We start from the raw sequence: 16,558 nt of genomic DNA on the forward strand, positions 1-16,558 counted from the left end.
GTTTCTGGAGTCTAGATTTGTGAAACTATGCTATATTTTGCAAAACCGGGCACAACCTGCCGTTGATATTGTGGTATTTTTGCTGAATTCGTGCTGGCTGCGGCATTTCTCCCCTAGCGAGCGAATCACTTTTATGTAATCTGACCTCGAAACAAACAGGAAATCGCGCCGTTTAAAATGAAGCGCGTTTAACCTATCGAGCAAAAGTGAATTGGTACGATGTTGGGCATTCAATATTTCGTCCGCGGTAGCGCGGGCTCTATAACTGCGGGCACACTTTCCCTTTCCGGTCCCAGTGAAACCCTTTCGGTTCAGGCCGTCGAAGATATCTCCCTCAACATGTCGAGCGCTGCGATCTCTGGTTATGTGCGCCAGGGCGACGATCTCGTGATCGAGCTGATCGGCGGCAAGACGATTGTGCTGGACGGCTATTTCGACGGCGAACATGAGCTGTTGCTGTCGGAACATGGCATGATGACCCGGGTCGATTTCATGGCCGAGGGTGAAGGCGATCTCGTCGCGAGCTATATGGACATCGATCTGACGGGCAAATGGAGCGAATACGACCAGCTTGCCTTCCTCGATCTCGAGCGTGTCGAGCCGGTTGTCGCGCCGATCGCGGCGGCGGGTCTTGGGTGGCTCGGTCTCGGGACTGCGGCCGCCGGTGTGGCCGGTGTCGCAGTGGTGGACGACTTGCTTGATGGTGGCGGCAACGGTGGCGGCGGTGGTGGCACCCCCGACACGACCCCGCCGGATGTCAGCATCCTGTCGGGCGTCGAAAGCACCGATGACTATGTCAACGGCGAGATCTACGATGGCGGCAGCTACACGATCTCCGGCGAGGGCGAAGTGGGCGCCTCTGTCACGGTCGAGATCAACGGCACCTCGCAAACCGTGGTGATCGGCGAGGACGGCACCTGGACGACCACCTTTGACAGCAGCACCATCGACACCGGCGAATATACCACCGGCGTCACCGTGACGGCCATCGACGAGGCGGGCAATACGACCACCGTGACCGACACGCTGGTCGTCGACACCGAAGCCGAGGATCTGAGCTTTGACACCGTCGAAGGCGACGATGTCGTGAATATTGCTGAGGCCAGCGACGATGTGGTGATCTCCGGCCAATCCGAGGCTGGCGCCACCGTGGTGGTCGAACTGGAAGGTCAGACCTTGCAGACCACCGTGGCTGAAGATGGCACCTGGGCGGTCACCTTCGACGGCAGCACCCTGCCGTCCGGCACCTATGACAGCACGGTCACCGCGACGGTCACCGACGCCTATGGCAATGCCGCGACCTATACGCGTGACATTCTGATCGATCTGGAAACCAACCTGACCGTCGATGGCGGCACGGGCGGCGACGGCATGGTCAATGCCGCGGAAATGGCAGCGGGGGTGACCCTGACCGGTACAGGGGAGGCGGGCGCCTCCGTCACCGTGACGGTCGAGGGCGTGAGCCGCACGACCACTGTGGGCGAAGACGGCACCTGGTCCGTGACTTATGAAACCGGCACCCTGCCGGAAGGCACCTACAGCACGGAAGTCACCGCCACCTCCACCGATCTGGCGGGCAACAGCACCTCCGCGACCGGCATGTTTGACATCGACACCGTCACTGGCGTCGCAATTGATGCGGGCCATTCCGGCGGCGATGAGACCGTGAATCTCGCCGAGAGCCAACAGTCGATGAGCTTCACCGGCACCGCCGAAGCTGGCGCGACCGTGGTCGTGACGCTGGCCGGTGTCTCGGTGACGACCGTCGCGGATGCCTCCGGCAACTGGACCGCGAGCTATGCGGCGGGCACGCTTGCGGGTGGCGAATATGACACCACGCTCACCGCCGTCTCCACCGATGCGGCGGGCAATACGGCGACCACCACCAGCGTGGTTCATGTCGACACCGTTGCGGGCAACATCACCCTGACCACGCCTATCGAGGGCGACAATGTGATCAACGCCGCCGAGGCCTCCGATGGCGTCTGGATCACCGGCACGGCGACGGCGGGCGAGACGGTCACCGTGACGCTTGCGGGCGTGTCCCATACGGTCACTTCGACCTCGGGCGGCACCTACGCGGCCTTCTTCGCGGCCTCCGAGATCGTGTCCGGCGAATATGACAGCACCGTCACCGCGACGCTGACCGATGGCGCGGGCAACTCCACCACGGTTCAATCCGCCGTCGAGATCGACACCTATGTGTCGAATTTCGCGGAAACCGGGATTCAGGGCGGCGCCGATGGTGTCGTCAATGCCGCAGAGGCCGCCACTGGCGTGGCGCTTTCCGGCACCGTCGAGGTTGGCTCCACCGTCACCCTGTCGTTCCAAGGTCAAAATTACATGGCTGCCGTCGATGCGGCTGGCAATTGGAGCGCGACGCTTCCGGCCTCGGCCCTGCCGTCCGGCGAGGGCGCGGCCAATGTCGTGATCTCGGCCACCGACCCGGCGGGCAACACCTCGTCTCTGACTGAGACGATCAGCTACGACACTTTCGTCAATGCTTTGGGTTTCTCGGGCGATGCCAATGGTGATCCCTTCCTGAACCTGGCCGAGATGCAATCCGGCGCGACGCTCACGGGCTATGTCGAACCGGGCTCGACCGTCTATGTCACCTTGGGTGGCGTGCGTCGTCTGGCCTCTGTTGGGCAGGACGGCAATTGGACCGTGTCTTATGCGCCGGGCGAGATCGCGGAAGGCTCTTACGAGGCCAACGTGTTGATCGAAGCCACGGATGCGGCGGGCAACACCCGCTCCGAGACCTCCACCATCACCGTGGACACTGAAATCGAGGCGCCTTTGGTCGAGTCTGTCACGCGCGGCGTCGATGGCGTCCGCTCGATCTCGATCTCCGAGACCGATGATGACATCTCTGTCTACGCCTTGGACGAGGACGGGTCCTCTTCTGAAATCACCCATGCGGATTACGATCTCGGCTCTGAGACGCTGCTGAACTTCGGCTCCAATGTTTCGAACGGCGACCAGATTGTGATCGCCTCCGAGGATGCGGCGGGCAACAGCTCCGACACGCTTCTGGTGCTCGACACCACGAATGAACGTCCCGACGGGGCCTATTTCGAGGTCGACATCGACAATGCGGGGCTTGAGCACTTCGACCTCGGCGCGATTGATCTGCAATTCGTCAACGGTGGCGAAGTGACGCTCTCCGCCGCCGACCTGGATCGACTGATCGGCGAGGAAGGCACCTTGACCATCCATGGTGGCGAAGATGACCGCGTGGTGCTCGAAGGGGCGTCGGTGACGGGGCAATCCGCTCTGATCGACGGGCAGACCTACGACATCTACACGCTGGGCGATGATCAGGTGCTGGTCGATCACGATATCGAGGTGGTTTTGCCGTAAGAGCAAAATTTGGCGGGGGGGCATAGGCAATGACAGTTCGGACACAGCTCAGCATCCTGATCGGTGCGGCGATGTGCCTGTCGGCCTGTGTCGGCTCCTCCGGCATGTTGGGCGGACTTTCTGACATCAAACCTGTCGCCGCTCTCAAAGGCGTTGGGGCCGCCAGTGACAGCACAACCCCAAGCCTGACAGCCGCCAACACCGACACGAATTCTCCGATCATCTCCGATCTTCTCGCGCGGCGGTCTGTTTTGCGGGATGGCTCTGCCTACGATCAGGTGGCGGATGCGGTGCTCTCCACCTCTTCGGGGGTGGCCGAGGCCGAATTGCGCGCCTCCAAAATGCGCGCTGTCGCCCGGTCCAAGAACTGGCTGCCCACCATTGGGCCCTCGATCTCGCTCGATGCGTTGGGGCAGGTCGCCGCCGGGCTTTTGGTCGATATGACGCTTTACGACAACGGCAAGCGCCGCGCCGAACGCGCCTTTGCCGCCGCCGACGTCGAGGTCTCTGCCGTTGCCCTGTCGCAGGACATGAACGACCGGCTCTACGAGGGGCTGACGCTCTATTTCACCATCTCGGAAGCGCGCGAAAAGGCCGGCATGGCCGAGCGCGGTCTGGGCCGGATGCATGAGTTCAACCGCGTGGTGACGGAGCGCGTCAAAGGCGGTGCATCGAGCCTTTCGGATCAACGCGTCGTGCGTTCGATCATCTCCGAAATGGAACATGAGGCGCGCACCCACCGCGAGGCCGAAGACAGCGCGCGCGCCGAATTGGCGGCACTGACGGGGGGCGCATCTTTGCCCGTGTTGGATCAAGCGACCGGGGTGGCCTTGCCGCCTTCGGGCCTGACATCACTTGACGTTTTGCGGTCTGAGGCTGAGGCCAAACGTGCGGTTGCCGAAGCCCAGGCCGAGCGCGCTGCCATGCTGCCGACGCTCAGCGCCTCAACGCTTTTGGGGCAGGGTAACAGTTCGTCTGTGGACTATGCGGGTGCGGGGCTTGGCCTTGGCACCTCCGCCGAAATGGAAGCCAGCCGGGCGCGTGAAGCGGCAGCGACGGCCGCCATCGACAAGGCCCGCGAAACCGCAGCACGGCGGGACGCACGGCTCACCAGCCACCTTACGGCGCTGCACCGTCAGGAACGCGATGCCGCCGATCTGGTGCAACAGACCCGCGCCAATTACCGCATTTTCCAAGATCAATTCGAAGCCGGACAAAAATCCGTCATGGATGTGCTGAATGTCTATGAACAGATGATCCGAGAAGAGTTGAAACATATTGATTTGAAATATGAAATTGCCCTGATCGAGTTGGAAATCGCCCGCGTCAACGGGGCTCTGACAGATGGGGCGTCGATTTGAGCAAAGCCCCGAAACTCGCCTTTAAACTCACCTCCGCAAAGCCTTCTGTGCCGACGGATGTGTCGAACGAGGTCAAAGCGCCGAAAGCGCCTTTGACGGTGCATCTTGGCGCGCCGAAGACGGAAGTGAAACCGGCCCCGCGCCCCGTGCCCGCGCCGACATCCGCCGATCCCTTGGCCGAGAAAAAGCGTGCCGCCAAAGAGGCCCTGCGCGCGAAAGTCTCTGAGGCCGCCGCCGAGGCCCGTGCCCGCGAACAGGCGGGCGCCAAGGCACGCGAAGAAGAGCGTTTGGCGCGGGAGGCCGCCAAGGCCGAGCGGTTGCAAAAGGCCCGCAGAGCTGCCGATGCGACCCGCAAACCGAAACGCGATGCGGCAGAGGTCAAGGCAGAGGTGAAAGCCGCCGCCCAAGCGCGTCAGGTGGGGGCGACGCAGGCGCAAGCTGTTGCAATTCCCGAAGTCCAGGAGCCTGCATCAGCCCCTGCACCCAAAGAGGCCGTTGAAGCGCCCGCACCGCGCGTGGTCGAACGGGCTCCAGAGCCTGCGCCGCTTCCCCAACCGGTTTTCTCGCGTCGTCACATCCAGCGCGCCGAGCTTGTCGCGGATATGGCCGCTCAATTCGGTCAACGCGCGATGGTGTCTGACCTGTTGGAAAGTTTCGCCGATCAGACGGGCGAAGATGTTGCACCCGAGGCGATGGCCCGGGCTTTGAAGATGATCGGCCTTCAGGCCGAGGTGAGCCGTCCGACATCTTTGAGTGCCAAGCTTTGGCCCGCTTTGGCCTATATGTCCTCGGGGCATGTGGTTTTGGTCCTGAAACAAAAAGGCGAGGTTCTGACCCTCTTCGATCAGACCGCACCAGATCAACGCGCCGAAGTGCCTTTGGCCGAATTCGCCCCGTTTTTTGCGGGTGTGGCGGTGCGGGCCGGCAAGTCACTTGAGACGATCGCCGCCAGTTATGTGCCGGAACTCTCAAAACAGCATTGGTTTTGGGGTCAATTCGGGGCGTTTAAACGCCAAATCGGCGAGATCGCTCTGGGCTCTCTGGTGGCCAATATGTTGGCTGTCGCCGTCGCGATGTTCTCGCTCCAGGTTTATGACCGCGTGATCCCGCATCAATCGCAGGCGACGCTTTGGGTGTTGGCGCTGGGGGCCACTTTGGCCATCGGGTTCGAGGCGGTTTTGAAACTTGCCCGCTCGCGGTTGATGGACGGTGCCGGGCGCCAGATCGAGATGCGCGTGCAATCCATGTTGATGTCGCGGCTTCTGGGAATGCGTTCGGATGCGCGCCCGACCACGCCGACGGGGTTGTTTTCCGCGATGCGGGAATTCGGCTCGGTGCGCGAATTCTTCACCGCCTCAACGATTGGCTCCCTGGCGGATATTCCCTTTATTTTTCTGTTCTTTGCGCTGGTGGCGTCGATTGCCGGGCCGGTGGTGATCATCTTGGCAATGGGCGCGGTGATTATGGTGGTGCCGGGCTATTTCATGCAAAAACGCATGATGCGCCTGACGCAGGAAACCCAAGGCGCCTCCGCCAAGGCCACGCGATTGTTGCACGAAGCAGTGTTCGAGTTGGACACGATCAAAACCCAGCGCGGCGAAGAGCGTGTGCGCCGCATCTGGGACGAGTTGAACCTCTTGTCTGCCGCGAAATCCTCGGAACAGCGTAAGCTGGCGGGCGTGCTCACCTTCTGGTCGCAAGCGGTGCAGCAACTCACCTATGTGCTGGCGGTCGTGGCCGGGACCTACCTCGTGTTTGCAGGCGAATTCACCGTGGGGACGATCATCGCCACCGGCATTTTGACCTCGCGCACCTTGGCGCCTCTGACACAGCTCTCGGGCACCATGGCACGTTGGACCAATGTCAAAACCGCGCTCGATGGGCTGGATGCGATTGCGACCGCGCCGCAGGATGCAGGCGAGGATCGCACCTTTCTGCGTCGTGCTGAGATCACAGGCGCCTATGCCCTGCGCGAGACGCAGTTTCGCTATGACCCGGAAGGCGCGCCGACGTTGGACCTTCCGGCCGTCGATGTCAAACCGGGACAGGTTGTGGCCGTTCTGGGCACCAATGGGTCTGGAAAAAGCACATTCCTGAAACTTCTCGCGGGGCTTTATGCGCCGACACAGGGGCGTATTCTGCTCGATGGCGCAGAGATGAGCCAGATCGAGCCGCGCGACATTCGCCGCTCTGTCGGCTATCTCGGTCAGGACGTGCGGCTCTTTGCCGGGAGCCTGCGCGACAACCTCAATCTAGGCGGTCTGGAGCGCGACGACGACCGGCTTCTGGCCGCTCTGGATTTCGCGGGGCTTGGTACTTTTGTCCGCGGCCATCACCGGGGGCTCGATCTCGAAATTCGCGATGGCGGCGAGGGGCTTTCGGTTGGGCAGCGGCAATCCATCGGCTGGGCACGGCTGTGGTTGCAGAACCCCTCGGTGTGTCTACTCGATGAACCGACAGCAGCGCTGGATCAAGCGCTTGAAACCGCCTTGGTGACGCGTTTGCACTTATGGCTTTCGGGCCGCACCGCCGTGATCGCGACGCATCGTATGCCCATCGTCGGGCTGGCGGACCGCACCATGGTGTTCAAGGACGGACGCATGGTCGTCGATGGGCCGCGCGATCAGGTCATGGCGCATCTTTCCAAAGGCAAGCAAGCGGGCGGGCAAGCGTAATGGTCACGCTCGACGACATGCTGGACCGCGATATGGATCGTCCCGGTTGGGTGATCCGCATTGTGGGGCTGATCGTGTTGGCGTTCCTGCTCTGGGCGGCGATTGCGCGGGTCGATGAGATCGTGCGCTCAGACGGTCAGATGATCTCAAGCTCGCGCCCGCAGATCGTGCAAAACCTTGAAGGTGGTATCCTCTCCGAACTTTTGGTGCATGAGGGCCAAGAGGTCGCGCAGGGACAGGTGCTTGCGCGTTTGCAGGGCACAGAATTTCGCACCTCTGCCGATGACCTTCAGGAAAAACTCGATGCTTTGAATGTGCGTCAGCTGCGGCTTGAGGCGGAGGTGGCGGGTGAGGGGACTTTCGAGGTGGGCGATGATTTGGCGGCCCGTGCCCCCGATGTCGTGGCTTCCGAGCAGGCGCTTTTGAGTGCACGGGTGGCGGATTATCTTGCCCGTAAAGATGGCGCTATGGCGGTCCTCAAACAGGCGGAAACCGAGCGATCTCTGATGGAGGATATGCTGCAAAAAAACGTGGTGTCCCTCATCGAAGTGACCCGCGCGCGCAAGGCGCATTCGGACGCGCAGCTCAAATACAATGAGATCGTGACACAGGCCGATTTGCAGCGTGCCGAGGAGTATTCCGACACGCTCAAGGAAATTTCTTCTGTGAAACAAGCGCTTACTTTGGCGAACGACCAATTGGGCCGCACCGTGATCACCGCGCCGATGCGCGGCATCGTCAACAATCTGACGGTGACCACCATCGGCGGCGTGATCCGTCCAGGCGAGGAATTGGTCCAGATCATTCCCGTCGACGAAGAGCTGTTCATCGAGGCGCAGGTGCGGCCCGAAGACATCGCCCATGTCGAGCCGGGGCAGGATGCCACGATCAAACTCTCAGCCTATGATTACACCATCTACGGCGCGCTCAAGGGCAAGGTTCAGGTGGTTTCCGCCGACACCTTCAAAGACGAACGCGACCCGAACGCGCAGCCCTATTACCGGGTGACCGCCACCGTCGATCTCGACAGCCTTACGGAACGGCAACAAAAGATCGAGATCCGCCCCGGCATGCGTGCACAGGTCGAATTGCACACCGGCTCGAAAACCTTTCTGCAATATCTGCTGAAACCTCTGTATAAATCACGTGAGGCCTTCCGCGAACCCTGACGGATCGCTAGGCTGCTGTCATGATGACAGATATTCCCATTCGCGATGCCGCCACGGTGGTTCTCTTGCGTGACGGCGCAGAGGGGCCTCGGGTGTTGATGGGACAACGGGGGCGCAGTGCGGTGTTCATGCCCGGAAAATTTGTTTTTCCCGGTGGCGCAGTGGATGCCGAAGATTTCGCGGCCCCCGTGGCACTGGACCCGCAAACCCTGCGCCGATTGTCGGCGGAGGCCTCGCCGGAATTGGCGGCGGCTTTGGTGGCCGCGGCGGTTCGGGAATTGCGCGAAGAAACCGGATTGTTGCTCAACGAAACCCGCGAGGCGGAGTTCATCTTTCGCGCTATCACGCCGCCGGGCCGCCCGCGCCGGTTCGATGCGCGGTTCTTCCTGATCAAGGCGGAGGACATCGCCAATGATCCCGATGATTTTTCCCACGCCGAAGATGAGTTGTCGCATCTGCAATGGGTGACGCTGGAGGGCGCGCGTGCGTTTGATCTGCCCTTTGTCACGCGGGTTGTACTGGCCGAAGTCGAGGCGGCGCTCCATAAGGTGCTGCCACCGGAACATGTGCCTTTTTTCGATCATCGCGAGGCAGTCGGCAAAATTCGTGCGTTAAGTTAACCTACGCAGGCGCATTGGCATCCTGCAAAAGCCGTTTGTGTTTGCGCATTTCGGTCAATGCATCGCCAAAAGTGCGGATGCCTTTTTCCTCTGCCATGCGCAGCATTTTGATAAACACAGCCGCCGTCGCAATTGTATCGCCCATCGCGGTGTGACGCGCCACGGGCGGGATTTTGACGCCCAGACGTTTGGAGATCGCGTCGAGCGTGTGTTCTTCGGACTGACCGAACACGATGGCGGACAAAAGCACCGTATCCAGCACCGGATTGGTGAATTTCGCCCCGATCTCGACTTCGTGACGGCGCAGGAATTCCAAATCAAACGGCGCGTTATGGGCGACCAGAACCGCACCTCTGGCAAAGCTGTGCAATTGCCGCCCGGCCACGTCAATCTTAGGCGCGTCCTTCACCATGGCGTTGGTGATGTGATGCACCTCCGTGGCGGATTTTGGGATGTTACGGCCGGGGTTCACGAGCTGGTCGAGGGCCTCGTTCTCGATCACTTTGCCGTTCACCACACGCAGCGCCGCGATCTGGCAAATCTCGTCGCCTTGGGAGGGCAACAGCCCGGTGGTTTCCGTGTCGAAGACCACATAGGACAGGTCCGAGAGCGGTGTGTCCATCAGCTCTTTCGGCGGAGTTTTCGACAGAAGATCAAAGTCATAGGTCACGGCACGGCGGCCATCGCCCAGGGTGCGACGCAAACGACGGGCTTCGCGGATTGGCAGTTTCAGAACCGCGCGCGACGCGCGTCCGAATTCGGGCCAGATCTCCGTGCCATGGGCCTCCAAAATATCGCGTCCGCTCATGTCGACGAGGCCCACATCGAGGGTCTCAGAGAGCCAGTTTTCCAACAGATCGACTGACAAGGGATCGCCACTCCACCCCAGCGCCAGCATCGCGCCTCCGCCCTCGTCGCGACTGATCAGAAACGACAGGGCGCGCCCGCCGGTGCGGGTGATTTGGCGGGCGATATGGGACAGAAGCGTGATGATTTGAACCGCATCGAGCGTGAGTTCCATGGCATCGGAAGCGTCGGCAATCAAGGCGATGTCATCCTGTTGCAACTGTGCGCTGAGCGCATCGCAAAGCTCCGCGCTGGGCACCTGTGCCATCGGCCACCAGTTCGCTTTGCCCGCCTCATATTGATCGTCGAGCGTGGCGATGATGCCGGTGAGTTTTGCCATCTCATCGACAAGCGCGCGGTCGAGACGCGGATCGCTGCGCAGGCTGTCGTCGGCTTCGCGGGCGGCCAGCGTGGTTTGCAGCGAGGCGATGGAGGGGCGCAGCGTCGCAAAGAGGCGCGACAGCAGCTTTTCGCGCTCGGCATGGACGGTGAGATCGGAGGTCACATCATCGAGCGTCAGCACATAAGGCGGCGTGACGTCGCTCTCATTCGGCGCATGCATGAGGCGCATGCGGGCGGAGAGCACCTCGCCGCCATGGCTGGTCGCGACCGTCAGCGGCAGCACATGCCCATCGCCACCTTCGCCCGCGCAAAGCCGCGTGTAGGCCGATTGGATCGGACGCGCGCGCAGGAAATCGAAGATCGAATGATCGAGGCCGGGGGCGTGATCGGCGGACAAAAGATCGGCGGCGGCACCGTTGTAAAAGGCGATCTTATGATGCCCGGACACGAGAACGATCCCAAGCGGCATCTCGGCGGAAAGTGCCGTGAGTTTCTCTTTTTCCTCAATGAGCCGCGTGGTTTCCTGCGCGACGCTTTCGGCCAGTTTGTTGCGGGTGGCGGTGAGGTTTTCCGTCACCGCGCGGGCGGCGGGCGCGAGATCTCCCAGATAGCGCGCGGTTTTTTCATCGAGAGAGTCGTCCACATCGGCATGCGCGCGGGCCAGCATGCCACCCGCAAGCCGCTGGATCGGGCGGGCGAGGTGTTCGTCGAACAGAAACCAGACCCAGGCCACGACGGCCAAAGTGGCAAAGCCCGCGATCACGCCGGCAAAGACAAAGCCGTCGATGGCGCCGGGGTTCTCCATGCGGGCAAAGCCGAGGTAGAGCCCGATGGCCTCACCGGAGATCGCAACAACGGCGAGAAAGGCGAAAAACAAAAAGACCCGAAGCCGCAAAGACCACTGTTCAATTTTCATGCGAACCTCCTGCGATCAGGCGGGCGACAGAGCCCAAAAGATCACTCATGGCAAAGGGTTTTGTCAAAAATGCATTCGCGCCCATCGCCACACCTTTGCGCTGTTCGGCCTCGGAGGCGCGGGCGGACATCATCAACACCGGGATATGCGTCAGTTCAGGGTCGCGGCGCAGGCGTTGACAGACCTCATAGCCCGAGAGCCCCGGCAGCGTCACATCGAGCAGCACGAGATCGGGCTTTTGCGCGCGAATATTCGGCAGGGCCTGGTCGCCACTGGAGACACGCAAAAGCTCATAGCCCGCGCGGGTCAACAACACCTCGATGGCGATGGCGATGTTGTCCTCATCCTCGACCAGAAGGATGCGTTTTTGATCTGCCATGTGTCTCCTCCCCTCAGATGGTGCTACCTCAAGTCATCGCAAGCCGTGCGCAGGATCGGGTCATTCTCGTCCATGTCATACCATGTCGCACCCGAGAGATCGCCCTCCGGCAAGCCGACCGTATCGGCGCGGCGCGACAGCAGGCAATCGAAGACCACGGGCACGATGGCGCTGTCGGAGCGGCGGGTCAGGAGGTACATGTCGGTTTCCACCATCGCGCCGTCGACTTTGGCGCCTTCTTTGTCCAATGCGATGAATTGCGTGGTGACCGGGAAAAGATAGGTCCAGGGGCGCCAGACTTGACGTTTCTCAACGGTCAGCGCTGTGACTTTGCTGTCGCCAAGCCCTTGTTCTGCACGCGAATACCACGAGTAATCCGACCAGATCGTAAAGGCTAACATGGCGACGCCAGCGGCGGCGGGCATCGCCCATTTCGGCATCGGCAGACGCAACAGCTTTTGCAGCGCAAGGATGATCCCGGCGGCACCTGCGCCTGCGGAAATCGTGGCGATGAATTCGAGAAGCATGGGGTTTGACCCTCTTTGTTATGAGCGCGCGGAGCTTGATCCGAGCGAGGATTGCATGGTGCGCACGATGACGAAGGCATCGCGCAGGTGAGAGCGCTCAAACGCCGGAAGCGCCGAGGGGCTCAGGAAATTGTCGGGCTTTTGGCCTGTGCGGACCTGTTCGGCCTGATGTTCGAGGCGGGCGGTGGCGATCATGTCATAGGCGGCCAGGAGATCCTTGCCGCCGGTCTCGGAAATCACACCGGCCTCAATTGCGCCTTCGATCCGCGCGCGGGTGTTGGCCACAGAGAGCTTGCCCTGAAGCGCATAGACCCGGCCCAAATCAACAAGCGGCACGACGCCGTTGGCTTTCATGTCGATGTGATTGCGATGCTCGCCGGATTTGATCGTCGCAAAGCCGCGCAAGAGGCCCAGAGGCGGCGTGTGTTTCAGCGAATTCGAAATCATATGCGCGACGAAGATCGAATTCTTCGCCGCCGCCTCCAGCGCAGTTTTCTGCAACGGTGCGAAGAGGCGCTCCTCGCCCGCGATGGGGCGCAGGTCGTACATGACGGAGGCCAGCATCTGCGCCTCATTGTCGGGGGCCGCGATCCATTTGTTGAAATAGCCCTCCCAGACGGAGAGGCGCTGGCACCAACGGTCGGCCATGGCCATCATATCGCCAGGGCAATAGACGTAGCCACAGGCGTCCAACCCGTCGCAGACGAAGCGCGCCAGTTTGCGGAAATAATCCATGTCGGCGTCTGTTGCTGCGTTGTCGATGATCAGGCAATTGTCCTGATCCGACACGCCGGTTTGTTCGCGCCGGCCTTGGGAGCCGCAGGCGGCCCAGAGGTAGGGGACAGGGGCGGGGCCGAAGTTTTCTTCGGCCATTTTGAGCAAGCGCCGCGTGACGATGTCGGCGATGTCGGTGATCTTGCGGGTGACCACATCATGGGCCAGATGGCTGCCGACGAGCTGCATGAGAAACTCGGGGAGGCGCGCGGTGACGGCGGCCATATCGGCAATGCTTTCGGCCTTGCTCAAATCAAACACCATCTGGGTCTGGCTCGATCCGAAAAACCGCGTGATGTCGGTCTGGGTGACCATGCCGACCAGCTTGCCGCCTTCGACGATGGGCAGATGCCCGATGTGGTTCTCCAGCATGACGTGGATCACATCGGTGCCAAGCGCGCCGGGGGTGAGCGTGATCGGGTCTTTCGCCATGATCGCAGAGACGGGCAGGGCGGTGTCGCGGCCTTCGGCCAAGACCTTGTTCGTCATGTCGCGGACGGTCACGAGGCCCAAAAGGCACTCGCCTTCGGTCACGGCGACCGAGGACACTTTCGCGTCGCGCATCAGACGCGCGCACTCGGCAATGGTGGAGGTTTCCGCACAGGTCACGGGCGCATGGGCCATGAGATCGGAAACATGTTGGGTCATCAGACCTGAGGCGGATTTGGGGCGCGCCTGGCCGCGATTGAAGTAGCGGGCAAATTCAGGGTTCGCGGAGACTTCGGATTTGAAGGCCTCGGGCGTGAGCAACAGAACCGTACAGGCAGAGGCCGCCGTCGCCGTGGTCGCCGCCATGCCGTCGCGCAAAAGTCCGCGCTCGCCGAAATGGTTCGACTTTTGCAAAAGCGACATCTGCGCGCCATTGGCGTCGGTGATTTCGACGGTGCCGTCCTTGATCAGATAGAGACCTTCGAGCAATTCGCCATGCGCGTAGATCACCTCGCCCTCGGCATAGGTTTTGCGCGAAAACCCGGTCGCAAGCTCGGTCAATTCAGTTTTGGGCAGCACGTCATAGGGGTGGGTGATTTGCAGGAAGTCGATGATCTTGGCTGTGGCGCTCATCGCTGGCCTCCCGGAAAAAGCGGTTAAAAAAGGGCGCGGAAGATGATCCCCCGCGCCCAATTATGAAGATGGACTGGCGGTGACGCCAGCCCAAACCTTTTTAGTGGTCGACGGCTGCACCGGCACCGCGCGGGATGCGGATGCTTTCCACCAGATCCTGAATTTCCGCCGGCGGCTCGTCGGTGGCGTTGGACACCACGAAAGCGACAGCGAAGTTGATCAAGGCGCCGACAGCCCCGAAGGAGGTCGATTTGATCGACAGCAGCAGCGGGTCGGCATCGGTGAAGGAGTTGGTGCCCGTGATGAAGAACCAGCCCTTGTGCAGGAAGATGTAGACGATCGTCACCACGAGACCTGCGACCATACCGGCCACGGCACCCTTGTTGTTGATGCGCTTCGAGAAGATGCCCATCATCAGCGCCGGGAAGATCGACGCGGCGGCCAGACCGAAGGCGAGCGCCACGGTTTGCGCGGCGAAGCCCGGGGGGTTCATGCCGAGGTAGGTTGCGACGGCGATGGCCACAGCCATGGCGATCCGTGCGGCCATCAGCTCGCCTTTTTCCGAGATCGACGGATTGAGCTGCGACTTGATGAGGTCATGCGACACAGCGGAGGCAATCGCCATCAAGAGACCGGCAGCGGTCGAAAGTGCTGCGGCCAGACCACCTGCGGCAACCAGTGCAATCACCCAGCTCGGCAGACGTGCGATTTCCGGGTTCGCCAGCGTGATGATGTCGCGGTTCACCGTCAGTTCGTTTTCTGCAGAGGCGTTGTACTCGATCAGGCCATCACCGTTCTTGTCGTCAAAGGCGAGAAGACCGGTGGTTTCCCAGTTGCGCACCCAGTCGAGAGCTTCGTCGTTCTGGATGGCTTCGAGAGAAACAGCCTCAGCTTGCGTGCCGTTCGGATAGAAGGTGTCGATCAGGTTCACGCGCGCCATGGCCGCAACAGCCGGAGCCGTGAGGTAGAGAAGCGCGATGAAGACCAGAGCCCAACCGGCGGACGAACGTGCATCAGACACTTTCGGCACGGTGAAGAAGCGCACGATCACATGCGGCAGACCCGCAGTACCGATCATCAGTGACACGGTGAACAGGAACATGTTCAGGGTCGTGTCGCTTTGCTTGGTGTATTCGGAGAAGCCGAGATCCTGCAGCATGCCGTTGAGCGTGGTGAGGATCGGTTCGCCGGTGCCAACATGGTCGGAGAACAGGCCGAGCGGCGGAAGCGGGTTGCCGGTCAGCTGCAGCGAGATGAAGATCGCCGGGATGGTGTAGGCGATGATCAGAACGACGTATTGCGCGACCTGGGTGTAGGTGATGCCCTTCATGCCGCCGATAACCGCGTAGAAGAACACGATGGCCGCACCGATCAACAGACCCGTGGTCTTGTCCACTTCGAGGAAGCGGGAGAAGGCCACGCCCACGCCGGTCATCTGGCCGATCACATAGGTGATGGAGGCGACGATGAGACAGATCACGGCGACGGTGCGCGCGGTCTGGCTATAGAACCGGTCGCCGATGAATTCCGGCACGGTGAATTTGCCGAATTTGCGCAGGTAGGGGGCCAAAAGCATGGCGAGCAACACGTAGCCGCCGGTCCACCCCATCAGGTAGGCCGAGGTGTCATACCCGCCGAAAGAGATGATCCCCGCCATGGAGATAAAGGAGGCGGCAGACATCCAGTCCGCGCCGGTGGCCATGCCGTTCAGAACGGGGTGCACACCCCGGCCAGCGGCATAGAATTCAGATGTGGAACCCGCGCGGGCCCAGATCGCGATGCCGATGTAGAGCGCAAAGGTCGCGCCCACAACGATCAGGTTGAGGGTAAACTGATCCATTGGTGATGCTCCTTATTCGTCCACGCCATGTTGCTTGTCGAGTTTGTTCATTTTCGCCGCGTAGGAGAAAATGAGCACGAGGAACACGAGGATCGAGCCTTGCTGGGCGAACCAGAAGCCGAGATCCGTGCCGCCGATCTTGATGCCCGCAAGCATCGGGCGCAGCAGAATGCCGAAGCCGAAAGAACAGATGAACCAAATCACCAAAGAGATGCCGATGATCCGCTTGTTCGCTGACCAATAGGCATTGTTTTCTGAATTATCCGCCATAAGTGCGGTCCTCCCTTTTGTCCCTACCCGAGGGTCGTGAAACCAATCGGGTCTTTTAAGTCACGACCCCCGCCTCCTCGCGGGACCCGCCCTTTTTTGCCTGATCAGCCCGGTTTTCCGGTCCTGCCGGTCCCTTGGCTGAGAGGCGCATCACCCCTCATTTCGTGGGGGTGATGCTAAAAGCCTACCATATCTGCGAAAATGTCACGCAGATTTTTGGTACAGCGAATTCGCAATCAGCTCCTCGACGACAGCAGGCTCAGCCAGCGTGGAGGTGTCGCCCAAGGATCCGGTGTCGTTCTCGGCGATCTTGCGCAGGATGCGGCGCATGATTTTGCCCGAACGGGTTTTCGGCAGGCCCGGGGCCCATTGGATGAAGTCCGGTTTGGCGATCGGGCCGATTTCGGTGCGGAC

12 protein-coding genes are annotated in these 16,558 nt (G+C 61.2%); 5 read left to right on the plus strand and 7 right to left on the minus strand.

Annotated elements, in window-relative coordinates:
- Nucleotides 1–219: 219 nt before the first annotated feature.
- From ACN0X0_RS11860 to ACN0X0_RS11880, 5 genes are all read left to right on the plus strand, one after another.
- Nucleotides 220–3,363 (plus strand): Ig-like domain-containing protein, encoded by a 3,144-nt coding sequence (locus ACN0X0_RS11860; RefSeq protein WP_417279318.1) that lies wholly within the window; start codon nt 220–222, stop codon nt 3,361–3,363.
- 29 nt (nt 3,364–3,392) lie between these two features.
- Nucleotides 3,393–4,724, plus strand: a complete 1,332-nt coding sequence (locus tag ACN0X0_RS11865; protein ID WP_417279319.1) for a TolC family protein — start codon at nt 3,393–3,395, stop codon at nt 4,722–4,724.
- Between the two features lie 515 nt (nt 4,725–5,239).
- Nucleotides 5,240–7,399, plus strand: a complete 2,160-nt coding sequence (locus tag ACN0X0_RS11870; RefSeq protein ID WP_417279331.1) for an ATP-binding cassette domain-containing protein — start codon at nt 5,240–5,242, stop codon at nt 7,397–7,399.
- Nucleotides 7,399–8,568: an HlyD family type I secretion periplasmic adaptor subunit gene (locus ACN0X0_RS11875; RefSeq protein ID WP_417279320.1), complete on the plus strand. Its 1,170-nt coding sequence runs from the start codon at nt 7,399–7,401 to the stop codon at nt 8,566–8,568. The genes ACN0X0_RS11870 and ACN0X0_RS11875 overlap by 1 nt, the downstream gene beginning before the upstream one ends.
- A gap of 20 nt (nt 8,569–8,588) precedes the next feature.
- Nucleotides 8,589–9,188 (plus strand): NUDIX hydrolase, encoded by a 600-nt coding sequence (locus ACN0X0_RS11880; RefSeq protein ID WP_417279321.1) that lies wholly within the window; start codon nt 8,589–8,591, stop codon nt 9,186–9,188.
- A gap of 1 nt (nt 9,189) precedes the next feature.
- Here the strand turns inward: ACN0X0_RS11880 and ACN0X0_RS11885 are convergent, their stop codons facing one another.
- The 7 genes from ACN0X0_RS11885 to ACN0X0_RS11915 all read right to left on the minus strand — a co-directional run.
- A complete protein-coding gene (locus ACN0X0_RS11885) occupies nt 9,190–11,292 on the minus strand; it encodes an exonuclease domain-containing protein (protein ID WP_417279322.1) in 2,103 nt (700 codons plus the stop codon).
- Nucleotides 11,282–11,671, minus strand: a complete 390-nt coding sequence (locus tag ACN0X0_RS11890) for a response regulator transcription factor (protein ID WP_417264338.1) — start codon at nt 11,669–11,671, stop codon at nt 11,282–11,284. Before ACN0X0_RS11890 ends, ACN0X0_RS11885 begins: the two co-directional genes overlap by 11 nt.
- A 23-nt stretch (nt 11,672–11,694) precedes the next feature.
- Nucleotides 11,695–12,198 (minus strand): hypothetical protein, encoded by a 504-nt coding sequence (locus tag ACN0X0_RS11895; protein WP_417279323.1) that lies wholly within the window; start codon nt 12,196–12,198, stop codon nt 11,695–11,697.
- A gap of 18 nt (nt 12,199–12,216) precedes the next feature.
- Nucleotides 12,217–14,034 carry a DUF294 nucleotidyltransferase-like domain-containing protein gene (locus tag ACN0X0_RS11900; RefSeq protein WP_417279324.1) on the minus strand — a complete coding sequence of 606 codons (1,818 nt, stop codon included), beginning with the start codon at nt 14,032–14,034 and terminating at the stop codon, nt 12,217–12,219.
- Between the two features lie 100 nt (nt 14,035–14,134).
- Nucleotides 14,135–15,874, minus strand: coding sequence for a sodium:solute symporter family protein (locus tag ACN0X0_RS11905; RefSeq protein WP_417279325.1), 1,740 nt, complete (start codon nt 15,872–15,874; stop codon nt 14,135–14,137).
- A gap of 12 nt (nt 15,875–15,886) precedes the next feature.
- Entirely contained in the window at nt 15,887–16,144 is a 258-nt protein-coding gene (locus tag ACN0X0_RS11910; RefSeq protein ID WP_417264334.1) for a DUF4212 domain-containing protein, read from the minus strand.
- Nucleotides 16,145–16,348: 204 nt separating this feature from the next.
- Nucleotides 16,349–16,558 (minus strand): AMP-binding enzyme (locus tag ACN0X0_RS11915; protein ID WP_417279326.1); only part of this gene is annotated, 210 nt, incomplete at its 5' end.

The organism is Celeribacter sp. (genome assembly GCF_048270365.1).
Lineage (GTDB): Bacteria > Pseudomonadota > Alphaproteobacteria > Rhodobacterales > Rhodobacteraceae > Celeribacter.